Below are 17670 nucleotides of genomic sequence, written 5' to 3'. Positions count from 1 at the left end.
GCCCAGTGGCAAACCCGATCAACCGACCCGACCGGAAGCCATGAGCGCAATCATCCGACGACGGCCAGTGGATTTGTCCACTGGCCGTTTTACGTCCTCTACCCCTGAAATCCTGCAACGTGTCCTGCTCGGTCGCGGGGTCAGCAGTGACGATGAGCTGGATCATCAGCTCACCCGACTGCACAGCCCGACTTCCATGCGCGGCGTGGAGGCGGCAGTGGCCTTGTTGGCGGACGCGGTACGCGAGCAGCACAAGATCCTGATTGTTGGTGACTTTGACGCGGACGGCGCTACCAGTAGTACGTTGGCGGTGCTGGCGCTGGGCGCGCTCGGCGCTGGGGCGGTAGATTTTCTGGTGCCCAATCGCTTTGAGTTTGGCTATGGCCTGACCCCGGAGATTGTCGAGGTTGCCCGGGAATACCATCCGGATCTCCTGATTACGGTCGACAACGGTATCAGCAGTATCGATGGTGTTGCCGCCGCCAAGGCCGCGGGCCTCAAGGTGATTGTCACCGATCACCATCTCCCCGGCAGTGAATTGCCGGAGGCGGATGCCATCGTCAATCCCAATCAGCCTGAGTGTGAATTCCCAAGTAAAAATCTCGCCGGCGTCGGTGTGATCTTCTATCTTCTCAGTCGCCTCAAAAGTGTGTTGCAGCAGCAGGGCTGGTTTGACGAGTCCGGGGTTGCTGCACCCAATATGGCGGAGTATCTGGATCTGGTGGCCCTGGGGACAGTGGCGGATCTGGTGCCACTGGACCATAACAACCGGGTGCTGGTGCACCAGGGTATTGCGCGTATTCGCGCCGGTCGCTGTCGCCCGGGTATCCAGGCATTGATGGAAGTGGCAGGGCGGGATCGCGCCCGCCTTTCCACCACGGACATCGGTTTTATCCTCGGGCCGCGTATTAATGCGGCGGGCAGGCTGGATGACATCGGCACTGGTATTCGCTGCCTGTTGACCCGGGACCCGCAGGAGGCGCGGGAGTTGGCTGCCGAGTTGGACTCGCTCAACCGCGACCGCAAGGCGATCGAGGCGGGGATGCAGCGTGAGGCGATGGCGGCGCTGGAAAAGCTGCAGTTGGGTGAACAGGGGTTGCCCTGGAGCCTGTGTCTGTACGATGCCGAATGGCACCAGGGCGTGGTGGGTATTCTTGCCAGCCGTATCAAGGAGAAGTACCACCGCCCGGTGATCGCTTTCGCCGATGGTGACAATGGTCTGATCAAAGGCTCTGCCCGCTCCATCCCCGGGCTGCATATTCGCGATGCTCTCAGCGATGTGGCCGCGGCGCAGCCACACTTGATCAGCAAGTTCGGTGGTCACGCAATGGCCGCGGGTCTGAGCCTGCCGGTGGAGAATCTTCCTGCGTTTACCGAGGCGTTTGAAACAGCGGTACGCAGCCGTCTGTCGGCGTCGCAATTGCAGGCGGTCATTGAGACCGACGGCGAATTGCGCGCTGATCAATTCTCAATGGAAACGGCGGCGGTATTACGCGCCTGTGCGCCCTGGGGGCAGGCGTTCCCCGAACCGGAGTTTGACGGTGAGTTTCTGCTGTTACAGCAGCGAATTGTCGGCGAGCGCCACCTGAAAATGGTCGTGGCGCCGCTCTCGGCACCGCAACTGGCACTGGATGCCATTGCCTTCAATATCGATGCGGATTTCTGGCCGGCCCAGGTTGAGAAGGTGCAGCTGGCGTACAAACTGGATATCAACGAGTTCCGCGGCCGTCAGTCCTTGCAGCTGATGGTCAGCCAAATAACCCCTGTGTAATTGTCAGTTGTGAGCGGCACCGCGATTGCGCGGTCCGTCGCATCTGCGTTGAAGTTGTTGTCAGGTAATTCCCATGAATCAAAAACAGGCAAAAGCCGAATTATTACTGGTGTTGGCAGCGCTTTTCTGGGGGCTCGCATTCGTGCCCCAGAAAATTGCGATGGCGCATATCGAGCCCCTGGCATTTAACGCCTGGCGCTTTTTTCTAGGTGGGCTGCTGCTGTTGCCGATAGTTTACTGGCTCTCATCTCGTCGGGACGTACAGCCGGGCGAGGAGGGTGGAGCAACCATTCATCACCGCTGGCGCAAGTGCCTGCCCGGTGGCGCTGTGCTCGGTTTCTGGCTATTTCTCGGTGCCGCACTGCAGCAGGCAAGCCTGCTGTACACCACCGCCGGTCGAGCCGGTTTTATTACCGGCTTCTACCTGCTGCTGGTGCCGGTGATCGGGCTGTCGCTGGGGCACAAGACCAATCGTTGGACCTGGGCCGGGGTCGCCCTGGCCCTGTTTGGCCTTTACTGGCTGGCGGATTTCTCCGAGGAGGCGCAACTGATCGGGGACCTGATGGTGTTTGCGAGCGCGTTTGTATTCGCGATCCAGGTACTGTCGGCCGATTACCTGGTGCATCGCTACGATGCGCTGCGGTTGGCGGCGATCCAGTTTCTGGTGTGCGGACTGCTGTCTGCCATTGCGTCCTTCGTGGTGGAATCGCCTTCGCTGCAGGACGCTGCCGATGCCGCCTGGCCCATTGCCTATATGATGGTATTTTCTACTGCTATCGCGTTCACCTTTCAGCTTCTTGGGCAGCGTAATGCAGCGCCTTCTCACGCCACGGTGATCATGAGTCTCGAATCGGTATTTGCAGTAGCGGCGGGCTGGTTGTTCCTGAACGAAATGCTGAGCGCGAAGGAGCTTGTCGGCTGTGGTTTGATGCTTTCCGGTATGGTGATCAGCCACTATGGCAATCACAACGGAACGCACCATTAATAGGTCGGTTTCTGAACGGGTTGGTTTCTGAAGGGGTCGGTTTCTGCACATGATTGACTGGTCGCTATTGGCGCTATTTGTGCCGACGTTTTTCTTCGTTTCCATCACGCCGGGTATGTGCATGACTCTGGCGCTCACCATGGGGATGGCCTTTGGCGTGCGCCGCACCCTGTGGATGATGCTGGGGGAGTTATGCGGTGTCGCCGTAGTGGCGGTGTCCGCGGTGTTGGGTATCGCCGCCTTTATGTTGAAGTATCCCGGTGCCTTTCAGGTCTTCAAATACTGTGGCGGGGCTTATCTCGTCTACCTGGGTGTTCAGATGTGGCGCGCTCGCGGGCGTATGGTGCTGGTGGAGTCAGCCACTGGTGCTCAGGCGCAGATTCCAGCCGTGAATATGGTGGTGCAGGGGTTTGTTACCGCGGTGGCCAACCCCAAAGGCTGGGCATTTTTTATTGCCTTGCTGCCGCCGTTTATTGATCAGGGTAAAGCGCTGCTGCCTCAGATAACGGTACTGCTCGGGATTATTCTGGGCCTGGAGTTTATCTGTATGCTGATTTACGCCAGTGGTGGTCGCACACTCAGCAAATTATTGCACCGGGGCGAAAATGTGCGCCTTATGAATCGTATCGCGGGCACCTTGATGCTGGGCGTGGGGGTATGGCTCGCGCTAAGCTGACGGTAGAGGGATCAAACTGAACATAAGGAGATGAGATGAAGGCTGGAAATTTGTTTGTGCCGCTGCTGATGACTGTGCTGATGCTACTGGCAGGTTGCGGTGAACGCGGTGCGCAAAAATCGGGTCAGGTGCCGCAGGCTGGCGCCAACGTTGAAGCCGGATCGGCTGCTGGTCAGGCCGAGGAGGCGCCCACGTCTGAGACAGAGTCCGCTGAAGGCAGTGTGCAGCTTGCGGATACCCTCTGGGTTATGCAGGCTCGCGGCAGCCGCCAGTGTGAAGGTGGCGGTCTGTCGGTAGAGCAGAGTCGCGGCAAACTGGTACAGGGTGGTATTACGGTCATTGAGTCCCGCTGCGGTGTGCGCAAGGACCGAATGTACCCCTCGGTATGCGGTGGTGCCACGGGCGATATCCTGTTACATCGAATAAAAACTGAATTGCTGGATGCCGCCCTGGAGTTGGGCTTTGATCCGGCGGGCAAGGTGCCTTACGAGTTTTCAAGCTGTAAGGACCGGGGAGCGGGCGGCCCGGTGGATCGATAAATGTTATTGCTCTGGACGTTTGGGGGGAATCCTGGTGGGAAGCAATCTCGATGCTTCGGGTCTCGGTATTGACGAATTGGCGGCTGCGCTCGGCAGCGCCCTGCAACAGCTCAGCTGGCGGGTAACCACAGCGGAATCCTGTACCGGTGGTGCCATTGCGGCCGCGATCACTTCCGTGGCGGGATCGTCTGCCTGGTTTGACGGCGCGGTAGTTTCATACGCGGACCGTATCAAGCGGGACTTTCTCGGTGTGGACCAGCGCGACCTGGATACCGTCGGCGCCGTCAGCGAGTCGGTGGCCCGGCAGATGGCAGTAGGGGTCTTGAATCGGCTGGACGCGAACCTGTCTGTTGCCGTTAGTGGTATTGCTGGCCCCGATGGTGGTAGTGAGGACAAGCCTGTGGGCACTGTCTGGATTGCCTGGGCGCACAGCCAGGGGCAGGAGCCCGTAGAGGCGGGCGCCGTGTGCATGCATTTTCACGGCGGCAGGAGAGATATTCAGCGGCAGACGGTGGCGGAAGCACTTAAGCGGATGCTGGCGGTTGTCGAGGCCCACTGCAAATCGTGACTGGCTGGTGACTTTCGGCGGGTATTGCGGCGGGTATTTCACCGGGTTTTCCCTTCTCCCCGTTTCCTCTGGCTGTCGCCGGGCTAATTCCGGATTACTGGTTGCTTATACAGTAATTTTTCTCTAAGCTTCCCTCCCATCACCAAACGTCAAGTACACGGGAAGGGTCATGGATTCCAACAAAGACAAAGCTTTACAGGCGGCGCTGTCACAGATCGAGCGCCAGTTCGGCAAGGGCACCGTCATGCGCATGGGGGATAAGGGCCGTGAGCGTATCCCCGCGATTTCTACCGGCTCCCTCGGGCTGGATGTCGCCCTCGGTATTGGCGGCCTGCCTCGCGGCCGTATTGTTGAAATCTACGGTCCTGAATCTTCCGGTAAAACCACGCTTACCTTGCAGGTAATCGCCGAGGCTCAGCGCAAGGGCGGCACCTGTGCCTTCGTGGATGCGGAGCACGCGCTGGATCCAATCTATGCCGAAAAGCTCGGTGTCAATGTGGACGAGCTGATCGTATCCCAGCCGGACACCGGTGAGCAGGCGCTGGAAGTGGCCGATATGCTGGTGCGCTCCGGTGCGGTTGACGTGCTGGTCGTGGACTCCGTAGCGGCCCTGACCCCGCGTGCGGAAATCGAAGGTGAAATGGGTGATACCCACGTTGGCTTGCAAGCGCGTTTGATGTCTCAGGCCCTGCGCAAGCTGACCGGTAATATCAAGAACACTAATACCCTGTGCGTGTTCATCAACCAGATCCGGATGAAAATCGGGGTGATGTTTGGCTCCCCGGAAACCACTACCGGTGGTAATGCGCTCAAGTTCTACTCCTCTGTTCGCCTGGACATCCGTCGCATCGGCTCTGTGAAAGAGGGCGATGAGGTGGTGGGCAACGAAACCCGGGTCAAGGTAGTCAAGAACAAGGTGGCTCCACCCTTCAAGCAGACCGAGTTCCAGATCATGTACGGCCAGGGTATCAACCTGCTGGGTGAAATTGTCGACTACGGCGTGAAGTTGGGGCTGATTGACAAGGCTGGCGCCTGGTACAGCTACAAAGGCGACAAGATTGGCCAGGGTAAGGCCAATGCGGTGAAATTCCTGAAGGAAAATACCGATATCCGCAATGAAATCGAAGGCCAGCTGCGTGCGCAGTTGCTGGAAGATGCCGCACCGGCACAGCCTGAAGAGCTGGAAGCTGCGGAAGACTGATCTTGTCTTTCCCCCAAGATACCATCGGCGGCAGCGTAGAGTGGCCGCCGGTGGAATCCCCCGTAGATTCGACGGCCTCGGCCCTGTCACCATCCTCCGCATCTTCCCGGGGGGAGTCCAAAGCGCTCACCCAGGCCCTGTATAATGCGGCCATCGACCTCCTCTCCCGTCGGGAGCACTCCTGTCAGGAGCTGCGACGAAAGCTTTCCGCAAAGCACCCCGAGGCGAATTTCGACGAAGTACTGTCGCGATTGCAGGCACTTAATTACCAGTCCGATCAGCGCTTTGCGGAGGTGTTCTGCCGTTCGCGGGTACAGCGGGGGCAGGGTCCTCTGCGTATTCGCCGTGAGTTGCAACAGCGTGGTGTCCATGGCGATCTGATTGCCAGCGCCCTGGAACAGGCCGAAACGGACTGGTTCGCTCTGGCTGCCGAGGTGTTACAGCGCAAATTTCGCGGGGCAATCAATCCTGCACTGCCACGCGAACAGCAATTCAAAGAGCGCGCCAAACGACAGCGTTACCTGGCTTACCGCGGCTTTTCCTCGGACGCTATCGCCTGGGCTATTGACGCAGATTGCTGACCAGCTTCGTTCCCCTCCCATCGTTTCCCCCCTTAGTTTGCCGGTATTAAAACGCCGCCGCATAAAATCTGACCAGTTCCAGTCTGTAGGACAGCTTTCGATTAGCCGAGTCTGGATATGTCCTTCATAATGGCGCACAGGTCAACAGTTGTGGGCTGCACACTCCACAAGGAGTGATCAAATACAGGCTCGAAAGGGAGTAGCTAGGCCTGGCGACATGTAAAACAGAGAAAGGCTTACCTTATGGATGCCGTTTCCTACTGGCCCCTTGTGGGTGTCCTTGTGGTTGCTGCAGGTTTTGCCCTGCGGATGAATCCTCTGCTGGTGGTGACCCTGGCGGGTCTCGCAACGGGCACCGCCGCCGCTCTGCCGTTTACCAACATACTTGAAGCCCTCGGTGAAGGCTTTGTTCACACCAGAACACTCTCCCTTATCCTGGTTCTGCCACTTGCCGTAGTCGGCCTGCTGGAACGCAATGGTTTGCGGGAGCAGGCCGCTCGCTGGATATCCCGGTTCAAAAGCATCTCCACCGGGCGTCTCCTGGCCCTATACCTGTTTATCCGTGAAACCAGTGCGGCACTGGGCTTGACCAGTCTGGGCGGGCATCCACAAATGGTGCGGCCTCTGCTTGCGCCAATGGCAGAGGGCGCTGCGGAAAAATCCCTCGGGTCTTTGAGCGACGATGAGCGTCAAAAACTGCGCGCCATGTCTGCCGCGACCGATAACGTGGGTCTTTTCTTTGGTGAAGATATCTTTGTGGCCTTTGGCGCCGTTGTTTTGATGTATACCTTTTTGGCCGAGCGCGGTTATGAAGTTGAGCCCATCCATATTGCACTCTGGGGTATACCGACGGCGCTTTGCGCATTGATCATCCACGGTATCCGGGTGTTGCGCCTGGATCGCCAGTTGGCTAAGGCGCGCAGCGCCTCCAGTGTCTCCGATACCTCTACTGCCGCCACGACCGACGTAAACATCGCGCCGGAGGGGCAGTAATCGTGCTGAAAATTGAATTCTTTTACGCCATTGCTGGATTGTTGCTGTTGGCGAATGCGGTGCTGACCGCGCTTGACCGCACTCGTGCCAAACGCTGGCCGACGGCCATATTCTGGGGGCTGTTTGGCGTTCTGTTTCTTACCGGCGACTGGTTGCCGAGTGCGCTGAGCGGTGCGCTGGTGCTGCTCATGTGTCTGCTTGGAGGGTTTAATCTGGTAGCAGGCAAACCCGCGGCTGAGCCCGACCAGCAGCGAGCCCGGAGTGGTGCCGATCGGCTCGGTAGCAAACTGTTCTGGCCGTCTCTGGTGATCCCGGGCTTTACCCTGGTGGGCGCGCTGGGTTTCCCCTTTCTTGCCAGCCACGGATTGACGCTGGTAGATCCCGCCAAGTCGACTCTGGTGAGTCTTGGGATTGCCTGTTTGCTCGCGTTTGTACTTGCTTGCCGGTTTACACGGGAGGCCCCCATCCAGGGGTTGAGGGAAAGTGCCCGGTTAATGGATTCCATCGGCTGGGCCATGTTGTTGCCACAGATGCTTGCGACCCTGGGGATCCTGTTTGCACAGGCCGGTGTAGGCGATGCGGTAGCCGACCTCGTGGGGCAGCTGTTGCCGGAAGGGCAACGATTCTGGGCGATAGTGGCATTCGCCGTAGGCATGGCGCTGTTCACCATCATCATGGGCAATGCGTTTGCCGCTTTCCCGGTGATTACCGCCGGTATTGGCATCCCGTTCCTGGTGGTTGAATATTACAGCAACATTGCCGTGATGGCGGCAATTGGCATGTTCTGTGGTTACTGCGGGACCCTGATGACACCAATGGCAGCCAATTTCAACATCGTACCGGCGGCGCTGCTGGAGTTGAAGGACCGAAATGCCGTAATCAAGGCACAGGTGCCGACGGCACTGATGGTCCTCGTCGCGAATATCGGCCTCTTGTGGTGGTTGCTGTGAAAATATTACTGACCGGATTTGAGCCTTTTGGTGGTGAATCCATCAACCCGTCCTGGGAGGCTGTTAAATCCCTGCAAGGCTACCGGGATCTGGTGGATACCCTCGAGTTGCCCTGTACCTTTGACCGGTGTTTGCAGGTGCTGGAGGATCGGGTCAGAACGCGGGCTCCGGATATCATTCTTGCTGTGGGTCAGGCCGGCGGCCGCCCCTCCATCAGCCTGGAAAAGGTCGCGATCAACCTCAATGAGGCCCGGATTCCGGACAATGCCGGTGAGCAGCCTCTCGGTACCCCGGTGGTGCCGGACGCTCCCGCAGCCTACTTCAGTCAGTTGCCTCTGAAGCGGCTGATGGCAACGCTCCAGGAGTGCGGTATACCGGCGGACCTCTCTTACACGGCGGGCACTTTTGTCTGTAATCATCTGTTTTATGGCGCCAGCCACCTTGCCCAACAGTTGCCCCAGCAGCCCCGTGTGGGCTTTGTGCATATTCCCTACCTGCCGGAGCAGGCTGCTCGCCACCCGGGCAGCCCGAGCATGGCACTTGCCACGCTTTGTGAGGCGATGAGGCTGATTTGTGATGCGTTGATTGCCGGAGGGGAGGAGATTGACCTGATTACGGGAACCACGCACTAGGACGCCGGTAGCGTTATACTCAGGACTTGCTTCCTGCAGCCTCCGGTATTCGGTGGCTGCAGGTATGGATAGGCGATAAGGGCTCGGAAGCGGGCCGATAATAACGAATCGCGAGGACTAGCGATGATCCTCTCCATTGACCAGGGCACCACTGGCACCACGGCATTTGTGTTTGACGATGCCGGTAGGCTTATTGGTCGTAGCTATTCGGAATTCCCCCAGTATTACCCCCACCCCGGCTGGGTCGAGCACGATGCGGATGAAATCTGGCAGGTAACCCTGAAGGTTTGTGCTGCGGCCTTGCAGCGCGCGAGTGTCGACGCCAGTGCGCTGCGGGCTCTGGGTATCACTAACCAGCGGGAAACCACGATCCTGTGGGACCGGAAAACCGGTGCGCCGGTGCATCGTGCGATTGTCTGGCAGTGCCGTCGCTCTGCGGATATCTGTGCAGAGTTACGCGGCGCCGGGGCTGAGTCCTTGGTGCGGGCAAAAACCGGCCTTTTACTGGACGCCTATTTCTCCGCCAGCAAACTTCGCTGGATTTTTCAGCAATCCCCAGAGCTCCACCGCAGGGCCCGAGCCGGCGACCTCTGTTTTGGTACCGTGGACAGCTGGCTGATCTGGCGGCTCACCGGCGGCAAGTCCCATGTCACGGACCACACCAATGCCAGTCGAACCCTTCTGTATGACCTGGAGCGACGGGACTGGGATGATCAGCTGTTGGCTCTGTTCGATTGTCCGCGCGCCATCTTGCCCGAGATCAAGGCGTCTGCGAGCGTGTTCGGTCAAACTGACCCCGCTGCGTTCCTGGGGGCAACTGTGCCCATTGCCGGGGTTGCAGGCGACCAGCAGGCGGCGCTGTTCGGGCAGGGCTGTACCCGCCCGGGCAACCTGAAAAATACCTATGGCACAGGTTGTTTCATGCTGGCTTTTGCCGGCGGCGAGCGCCCGCTGGTACCCGATGGTCTCCTCACGACCATTGCCTGCGGCCAAGGTGGTGAGCCGCAATATGCCATTGAGGGATCGGTTTTTAATGGCGGTGCGGCAGTGCAGTGGCTGCGAGACGACCTGGGGGTAATCCAGCAAGCGGCAGAAACCGAACAGATAGCGTTTGGCATCCCGGATACCCGGGGTCTATACCTGGTGCCGGCATTCAGTGGGCTGGGCGCCCCGCACTGGGATTCGCAGGCGCGAGGAGCGCTGTTCGGTCTTACCCGCGGCGCGGGCCGCGCTGAACTCGTGCGGGCGACACTGGAATCCATCGCCTATCAGAGCCATGAGCTGGCGGACTTGATGGCGCAGGCGCTAGGGGTGGAGCTGCAGTGCCTGCGGGTGGATGGTGGTGCCAGCGCGAATAATTTTCTGATGCAGTTTCAGGCGGACATTTCCCGCCTGCGTGTTGAGCGGCCACGGCAAATCGAGTCTACGGCCGTGGGTGCTGCACTATTGGCGGGTTTGGGTGCGGGAATATGGAACGGTGTGAACCTCCCGGAATGTCTTCTGGACATAGAGCAGGATTTCCTGCCGCAAATGGGAGAGCTACAGCGTCGCGAGCTGCTTAGTGGTTGGGGTAAGGCGGTGGCGGCATGCCGGGTGTACAAACCCTAGATTTCGACGGTTGAGTGGAGGGGGTTCTGGCGGAGGGCAGCGCCTTGTGAGCCCGAAATACTCCGATCACATTCTGCTGGCAAAATCCGGACATAACGATAAGAAGGAGAGAGCCGTGTACTTTGAATCCCGTGGTATCCGAATGCACTACCGGCGCTGGTGGGTAGAGGGCGCGAATGGTGTGGTTGTTATATCTCATGGTTTGGGAGAGCACAGCGGCCGTTACCGGGAACTGGCGCGAAAACTGAACAGTAGCGGTTACAGTGTTTACGCTCTGGATCACTACGGACATGGTCAATCTCCCGGGGGAAGGGGGGACATCGACGCGTTTTCGGATTACTCCCTTGACCTGTGCCGTTTTATTCAGCTGGTGCGATTCGAAAACACCGGTCAGCCGCTGCACCTGCTAGGACATAGTATGGGCGGCGTCATTGCCTGTGGCAGTGTGGTTTTGCCTAGTGGAGACTGCACGGTCGAGAGCCTGATTCTTTCCGCCCCGGCATTTAAAGGCCGCAAAGAACCTGGTGCTGTAGAGGTGGGGTTGATCCGGTTGCTGGAAAAACTGTGCCCGAGGTTGCCGCTGTCGAATCGCCTGGACACCCGGTGGATCAGTCGTGACCCAGCGGTGGTAGCTGCTTATGGTGGCGACGATCTGGTGCACGACAGGGTGACGCCGCGATGGTTTATCGGGTATCAGCAGTTTCGCGCGCAGTTGCTGGCGAAGCCCGCGGCGGTGGAGGTACCATGCCTGATGCTGCTGCCCGGGGAAGACCGCTTGGTTGACTCTGAAGTCAGTTGCACCTGGTTTGACCGCTTGCAGGGGGATACCCATCGTCTTTGCCACTTTCCTGCGGCCTACCACGAGGTGTTCAACGAGCCCGGCACTGGCGACGAAGCCCTTGCACTACTGATTAACCACCTGAATGCGATCTCCAGGCATGGTGTTCTTCCACAGAGGGAGTCGGCCGCTGGCTGAACCCCGCCTTCCATAATTGTCGGCGGCCACCCAAATTCATCGGGTGGTCGTGAAAACCCCCAAAAAGCGTTGTACCATACGCGGTCATTTTTAACCTGCAGCCGTGGATTCCGGGGCTGTGGGCTTGTATAGAGCGAGTCATGGACAAGAAACTACTTAGCCTGCTGGTCTGCCCGGTCAGCAAGGCGCCACTGGAATACCGTGAAGAGTCTCAAGAGCTGGTGTGCAAGGCCAGTGGCTTGGCCTACCCGATTCGAGACGGTATTCCGGTCATGCTGGAATCCGAGGCCCGGCAACTGACCGTGGACGAAAAACTGGAAAAGTAACCCGGCTGACCCCGAGCCCGTGCCGGGATAGGCAGGAGATGCCATGAGTGAAGTCAGTGTTTTCAGTCGGATCATTGCCGGCGAGCTTCCCGCCCGGCGGTTCTATGAAGATGAACTCTGTGTGGTCATTGAAGACCGGTCGCCCCAGGCGCCGACACACCTGTTGATCATTCCCCGGAAACCCTTGGTCAACCTGGCCGATGCACAGATGGATGATGTACCGCTTCTCGGTCATTTGATGTGGGTGGCTTCTGAGATGGCCCGTCAGTTGAAGCTGGAAGAGGGGTTTCGACTGGTGATCAACAATGGCCGCGGGGCGGGACAAACGGTTTTTCACTTGCACATACACTTACTGGCCCAGCGCAAAATGCCCGAGGCTGGCCTTGCTGAAGACCTGTAAAAAATGGCGATTGGCGCTGCTGCAGGCGGCTCCGATAAATATTTACTGACGATGTGGAAATTGGCTGGATGAAGAGCGCACAGATACGCGAAGCATTTTTAAATTATTTTGCCGAGCAGGAGCACACCCGAGTGCCGTCCAGCTCACTGGTCCCGGGCAATGATCCGACGCTGCTATTTACCAACGCTGGCATGGTGCAGTTCAAGGATACCTTCCTGGGCCAGGAGTCTCGTCCCTATGTGCGGGCCACCAGCTCTCAGCGTTGTGTACGTGCCGGTGGCAAACACAACGACCTGGAGAACGTCGGCTATACCGCCCGTCACCATACCTTTTTTGAAATGCTGGGGAACTTCAGCTTTGGGGATTACTTCAAGCGGGAAGCGATTCAGTATGCCTGGCAGTTTCTGACCCAAACCCTTGGGCTTCCGGAAGAGCGCCTGTGGGTTACGGTACACATCAGCGATGACGAAGCTGCTGATATCTGGCTGAAGGAAGTGGGTGTCAGTGCAGATCGCTTCTCCCGCCTGGATGAAGATAACTTCTGGCAAATGGGCGATACCGGCCCCTGTGGCCCCAGTTCCGAGATTTTTTACGACCACGGTGAAGACGTCCCTGGCGGCCCTCCCGGTTCTGAAAATGATGATCTCGACCGCTACATCGAGATCTGGAATCTCGTATTCATGCAGTTTGAGCGCTCTGCGGATGGGGAGTTGCACCCGCTGCCGAAACCCTCGGTGGATACCGGTATGGGGCTTGAGCGTATCGCTGCTGTTATGCAGGGCGTGCATTCCAATTATGAAATCGACCTGTTTCAGGCGCTGTTGAAAGCGGCGGGTGAAATTGTTGGTTGCACTGATACGGAAGAAAAATCCCTGCGGGTTATTGCGGACCATATTCGGTCCTGTTCCTTCTTGATTGCGGATGGTGTTATGCCATCCAACGAAGGTCGTGGTTTTGTGCTGCGCCGTATTATCCGCCGTGCAGTGCGCCACGGTCACAAGCTGGGCCACAAGGAAATCTTTTTCTACAAGCTGGTTGCAGCGCTGGTTCAGGAAATGGGCGAAGCCTATCCCGAGCTGCGTGAGAAGCAGGCACTGATAGAATACGCATTGCGCAAAGAAGAAGAGCAGTTTGCCAAAACCCTGGACAAAGGCCTGGCACTGCTTGATGACGCGCTGGAATCACTCGAGGGCACCGAAATTCCTGGAGAGCTGGTGTTTACCCTCCACGATACCTACGGATTCCCTACAGATCTGACCCAGGATATTGCCCGCGAGCGCGGCTTGACCCTGGATATGGCTGGCTACGAAACAGCGATGGAAGCTCAGCGCGAACGCGCTCGTGCCGCCGGCAAGTTCAAGCAGGATTACACTGGCAGCCTGGATATCGAGGGGGCAACAGAGTTTCTCGGTTACGAAGGCACCTCTGCTGAGGGCAAGGTGGTCGCTATCATCAAAGATGGTGAGCAGGTAAATCAGCTGACAGAAGGGGAGTCCGGTGCGGTTGTACTGGATCGCACACCTTTCTATGCAGAGTCCGGTGGTCAGGTTGGTGATAGTGGCTACCTGCGCGCTGCTTCCAGCCGCTTCGAAGTGTCTGACTGCACCAAACTGGGCAGCCACCATTTGCACCAGGGCAAGCTGCTTGCAGGTTCTCTATCGGTAGGGGATATGGTCGAGGCGGAAGTGGCTGGCGATGTACGCCAATCCACAGCCCTGAACCACTCTGCAACGCACCTGCTACATGCGGCGCTGCGCAAAGTTCTCGGCGAGCATGTCACCCAGAAAGGTTCTCTGGTGGATTCCGAGCGGCTGCGTTTCGATTTCTCACACCCGGAAGCGGTTACCATCAAGCAGTTGCGGGCTATTGAAGCCCTGGTCAACAGCCAGATTCGCGCCAATTCTCCGGTGACTACCGAGGAAACCGATATTGAGACCGCCAAGGCCAAGGGCGCCATGGCCCTGTTTGGTGAAAAATACGGTGACACGGTGCGCGTGCTCTCCATGGGCGAGAAAAGTGATGCCGGCACCTTCTCTGTGGAGCTGTGTGGCGGTACCCACGTAAATCGCACTGGCGATATTGGTTTGCTGCGAATTGTCGGCGAGAGCGGCATCGCGTCTGGCCAGCGCCGAATTGAAGCCGTGACCGGCGCCCATGCACTGGCGCTGTTCGATCAGGCTCAGCAACGCCTCGATCATACCGCCGCGCTGTTGAAGGCCCGCCCTGAAAACCTGGCGGACAAGGTGGAGCAGCTTCTGGCCAACAACCGCAAGCTGGAAAAAGAGCTCGCGCAATTGAAGACTCGCCTGGCAAGTGGCGCCGGTGGTGATCTTTCCAGTCAGGCGGTCGAGGTTGCCGGCATCAATTTGCTGGCGGTATCGGTTGAAGGGGCCGACGCCAAATCCCTGAGAGATCTGGCCGATCAGATGAAGAACAAGCTGGGCAGCGGTGTCGTACTCTTGGCTGCGCCGGGAGAGGGGAAAGTTGCCTTGGTGTCTGCGGTCACCAAAGACCTGACCGGTCGCCTGGCAGCGGGTGACTTGATGCGCTTTGCGGCCGGCGAACTCGGCGGCAAGGGCGGCGGCCGTCCCGATATGGCGCAGGGCGGCGGGGTCAATGCCGATGCTTTGCCGGGCCTGTTGAAAGCTGTGCCGGACTGGGTGAAAAATAATATCAAGTGAAACGATTAGCCGAAAATGCCGCTGGCTGCGTAGCTGCCGGGGGATTTTCGGTTTGATTTCCGTTTTTTCAGTTGATTTGCCCGGATTTTGGTGATTTAGTGCGCGACGCGCGCGCGATAGGCGGCGCGCGCTTTGGCAGTAGTAAGGAACACTAGAACGATGAGTTTGTTCGTGCAGAAATATGGTGGCACTTCAGTGGGCTCAGTGGAGCGCATTGAGGCTGTGGCCGACAAGGTGGCGGGTTTCAAAGCCCAGGGCCACGATATGGTCGTGGTGCTTTCCGCAATGAGCGGGGAGACCAATCGCCTGATTGATCTGGCGCGCCAGATTCAGGAGCATCCCGATCCGCGGGAGATGGATGTTCTGGTGTCAACCGGTGAGCAGGTCACTATTGCGCTGTTGAGTATGGCGCTTAAAAAACGGGGCTATGATGCCTGCTCTTATACGGGTGGGCAGGTCAAGATTCTTACCGACAATGCCCACACCAAGGCCCGAATTCAGCGCATTGACGTAGAGCGTATGCGCAGGGATCTGGGCGCCGGTAAGGTTGTGGTAGTGGCCGGTTTCCAGGGTGTCGATGAAGAGGGCAATATCACGACCCTCGGCCGCGGTGGATCCGATACCACGGGTGTGGCCCTGGCAGCAGCGCTGGATGCGACAGAATGCCAGATTTATACCGATGTCGATGGGGTATACACCACCGATCCTCGGGTTGTGGATAGTGCACGTCGCCTGGAGCGCATCACCTTTGAAGAAATGCTGGAAATGGCCAGCCTGGGGTCAAAGGTTCTGCAGATTCGAGCGGTGGAGTTCGCCGGAAAATATAAAGTGCCTTTACGTGTGCTCTCAACCTTCGAGGAAGGCAATGGCACGCTGATTAGTTTGGATGAGGAAGAGAGTGAGATGGAACAGCCTGTAGTTTCCGGCATAGCGTTCAATCGCGATGAGGCAAAACTGACAATCCGCGGTGTGCCGGATACCCCCGGGGTAGCCTGCCGTATCCTGGCGCCGGTAGGGGCTGAAAATATTGAAGTTGACGTGATCGTGCAGAATATCAGTGCGATTGATGGCACAACCGATTTCACCTTTACCGTCCATCGCAACGACTTGAGTAAAGCGCGCAAGGTACTGGAGCGGGTAGCGGAAGAGCTGGGTGCTCGCGAAGTGGTTTCTGACGACAAGATTGCCAAGGTGTCCATCGTGGGTGTTGGCATGCGCTCACACGCTAACGTGGCGTCACGGATGTTTGAGGCCCTTGGGGAGGACAACATCAATATTCAGATGATCACAACTTCAGAAATCAAAATTTCGGTCATCATTGATGAGCGCTATCTGGAACTGGCGGTACGAGCGCTTCACAGTGCATTTGAGCTTTCTGAATCTAAAGTCAGCGAATAACTATAACCAGAGTGATGGATGGCGGTAGCAACCATTTCAATTTGGTTGTTTGGCGTGTGGTACGACCTGTTGAGATTTTCTGCGACTGGGCGATACTGAATAAAGTGACGGACAAGGTTCTCGGTTTGCAGCTTTCTCGGGTTATCATGCCCCAAGGTGCGGGCCAGGGATAACCGGTCGTACCAAATCACAGGATGATCAAGGAGAAGTAGGTAATGTTAATTTTAACCCGCCGAATCGGTGAGACACTGATGGTTGGTGACAATGTGACCGTTACCGTTTTGGGTGTGAAGGGCAACCAGGTACGCATCGGGGTCAACGCGCCGAAAGAGGTAGCGGTTCACCGTGAAGAGATCTACCAGCGCATTCAGCGTGAAAAACAGTCCTCCGATGAGGGCAGTGCTGACTGAGGTTAGTCCGCCAGAAGAGGGGCCGCGATCGCGGCCCTTTTTTGTGCCTGTATGAATTGTGGCCGTTTTTAAAAAAAGCCAAAAAGTTATTGATTCCCCATTGATTTTTACCTCGCCGTTGGTATGATGCCGCTCACTTTCAGCAGCCAAGACCAATTGTTTGAGGTTGCTGCAGCTTTGAAGTTTAGAGCGTGAAAGTTGTACGGTGAGGTGGCCGAGTGGCTGAAGGCGCGCCCCTGCTAAGGGCGTATGGGGTTAAACTCATCGAGGGTTCGAATCCCTCCCTCACCGCCATTTAAAAACACTCTCTCAGGAGGGTGTTTTTTTATGTTCGAAGTTGGCGATTTTCGGCTTCGGCAGGCGAGCAGAGTGCTTGCCCAGTGTCGTGAAAAGTTTTTCAAAAACTGCTTGCGGCAACTTGGGTAGCCCCGTATAGTTCGCGCCCTCACCGCTGCAGGGGCAACCCAAGGCGCGGCGAGGTGGCAAGTTAGCTAGTTGATTTTCAAAGAGTTTTCTCTGAAAAAGAATTTCAAAAAGAGCTTGCCAAACGAGATTGGCGCCATATAATGCGCGTCCTTCTCGGGGTCACCGGAACGGTGATCGAGGCTGAAAAAGACGTTGTTTTTAAACGCTTTTCAGTCTCAAAGAAGTCTGCAAAAAGCACTTGCTTCAGCAGATTGGATGTGTAGAATACGCGTCCCACAGTGAGGGCCTGGCGCTCCACTGAGTTGTTTAAAAATTCGATCAAGCAATATGTGTGGGTGCTTACGGAGCGATGAATCGATATATCTGACTTCGGTCAGAAAAAGATTTATCGGAAGTAAGTAACTCATGTCAATGAATTACGTAATGAGAACCTTCGGGTTCGAGTTTTATTCCGAGCAAGATTAAGTCCTGGCTGGCCATTGATTTTTAATGGCATGAGCAGTTGGGCGACTCTTTAAACTGAAGAGTTTGATCATGGCTCAGATTGAA

The 17670-nt window shown here is 57.3% G+C and carries 17 protein-coding genes and 1 tRNA gene; all 18 read left to right on the top strand.

The window, feature by feature from the left end:
* The first annotated feature begins 40 nt into the window (after positions 1-40).
* Positions 41-1771 (top strand): single-stranded-DNA-specific exonuclease RecJ, encoded by a 1731-nt coding sequence (recJ, locus tag M0G74_RS00090; protein WP_160153057.1) that lies wholly within the window; start codon positions 41-43, stop codon positions 1769-1771.
* 73 nt (positions 1772-1844) lie between these two features.
* The gene (locus tag M0G74_RS00085; RefSeq protein WP_248213187.1) at positions 1845-2756 is read left to right on the top strand and encodes a DMT family transporter; all 912 of its coding nucleotides are present in this window, start codon (positions 1845-1847) and stop codon (positions 2754-2756) included.
* 49 nt (positions 2757-2805) lie between these two features.
* A complete protein-coding gene (locus M0G74_RS00080; protein WP_248213180.1) occupies positions 2806-3432 on the top strand; it encodes a LysE family translocator in 627 nt (208 codons plus the stop codon).
* Positions 3433-3467: 35 nt separating this feature from the next.
* On the top strand, positions 3468-3971 hold the full coding sequence (locus tag M0G74_RS00075; protein WP_248213179.1) for a hypothetical protein: 504 nt from the start codon (positions 3468-3470) through the stop codon (positions 3969-3971).
* Positions 3972-4005: 34 nt separating this feature from the next.
* Complete coding sequence (locus M0G74_RS00070) at positions 4006-4539, top strand: CinA family protein (RefSeq protein ID WP_248213176.1); 534 nt, start codon at positions 4006-4008, stop codon at positions 4537-4539.
* Positions 4540-4708: 169 nt separating this feature from the next.
* Positions 4709-5740, top strand: coding sequence for a recombinase RecA (recA, locus tag M0G74_RS00065; protein WP_248213173.1), 1032 nt, complete (start codon positions 4709-4711; stop codon positions 5738-5740).
* A 2-nt stretch (positions 5741-5742) separates the two neighbouring features.
* Entirely contained in the window at positions 5743-6321 is a 579-nt protein-coding gene (locus M0G74_RS00060) for a regulatory protein RecX (RefSeq protein ID WP_248213164.1), read from the top strand.
* A 243-nt stretch (positions 6322-6564) separates the two neighbouring features.
* Complete coding sequence (locus tag M0G74_RS00055; RefSeq protein ID WP_248213163.1) at positions 6565-7314, top strand: DUF969 domain-containing protein; 750 nt, start codon at positions 6565-6567, stop codon at positions 7312-7314.
* A 2-nt stretch (positions 7315-7316) separates the two neighbouring features.
* Positions 7317-8264 carry a DUF979 domain-containing protein gene (locus M0G74_RS00050; protein WP_248213155.1) on the top strand — a complete coding sequence of 316 codons (948 nt, stop codon included), beginning with the start codon at positions 7317-7319 and terminating at the stop codon, positions 8262-8264.
* On the top strand, positions 8261-8896 hold the full coding sequence (pcp, locus tag M0G74_RS00045; protein ID WP_248213152.1) for a pyroglutamyl-peptidase I: 636 nt from the start codon (positions 8261-8263) through the stop codon (positions 8894-8896). Before M0G74_RS00050 ends, pcp begins: the two co-directional genes overlap by 4 nt.
* A 123-nt stretch (positions 8897-9019) precedes the next feature.
* The gene (gene glpK / locus M0G74_RS00040) at positions 9020-10504 is read left to right on the top strand and encodes a glycerol kinase GlpK (protein ID WP_248213150.1); all 1485 of its coding nucleotides are present in this window, start codon (positions 9020-9022) and stop codon (positions 10502-10504) included.
* A gap of 115 nt (positions 10505-10619) precedes the next feature.
* Positions 10620-11480: an alpha/beta hydrolase gene (locus M0G74_RS00035; protein WP_248213148.1), complete on the top strand. Its 861-nt coding sequence runs from the start codon at positions 10620-10622 to the stop codon at positions 11478-11480.
* 140 nt (positions 11481-11620) lie between these two features.
* Positions 11621-11806, top strand: a complete 186-nt coding sequence (locus tag M0G74_RS00030) for a Trm112 family protein (RefSeq protein WP_160153067.1) — start codon at positions 11621-11623, stop codon at positions 11804-11806.
* A 43-nt stretch (positions 11807-11849) separates the two neighbouring features.
* Positions 11850-12206, top strand: coding sequence for a histidine triad nucleotide-binding protein (locus M0G74_RS00025; RefSeq protein ID WP_160153068.1), 357 nt, complete (start codon positions 11850-11852; stop codon positions 12204-12206).
* Positions 12207-12274: 68 nt separating this feature from the next.
* Positions 12275-14887 (top strand): alanine--tRNA ligase, encoded by a 2613-nt coding sequence (gene alaS, locus M0G74_RS00020; RefSeq protein WP_248213146.1) that lies wholly within the window; start codon positions 12275-12277, stop codon positions 14885-14887.
* A gap of 159 nt (positions 14888-15046) precedes the next feature.
* Entirely contained in the window at positions 15047-16285 is a 1239-nt protein-coding gene (locus M0G74_RS00015) for an aspartate kinase (protein ID WP_160153070.1), read from the top strand.
* 215 nt (positions 16286-16500) lie between these two features.
* Complete coding sequence (gene csrA / locus M0G74_RS00010) at positions 16501-16695, top strand: carbon storage regulator CsrA (protein ID WP_160153071.1); 195 nt, start codon at positions 16501-16503, stop codon at positions 16693-16695.
* A 204-nt stretch (positions 16696-16899) separates the two neighbouring features.
* Positions 16900-16989, top strand: a tRNA-Ser gene (locus M0G74_RS00005).
* Positions 16990-17670: the final 681 nt, after the last annotated feature.

This window comes from Microbulbifer sp. CAU 1566 (genome assembly GCF_023156515.1).
Classification (GTDB): Bacteria; Pseudomonadota; Gammaproteobacteria; order Pseudomonadales; family Cellvibrionaceae; genus Microbulbifer.
Note: the sequence above shows the minus strand (reverse complement) of the source record. Positions and strands in the feature narration are given on the sequence as shown.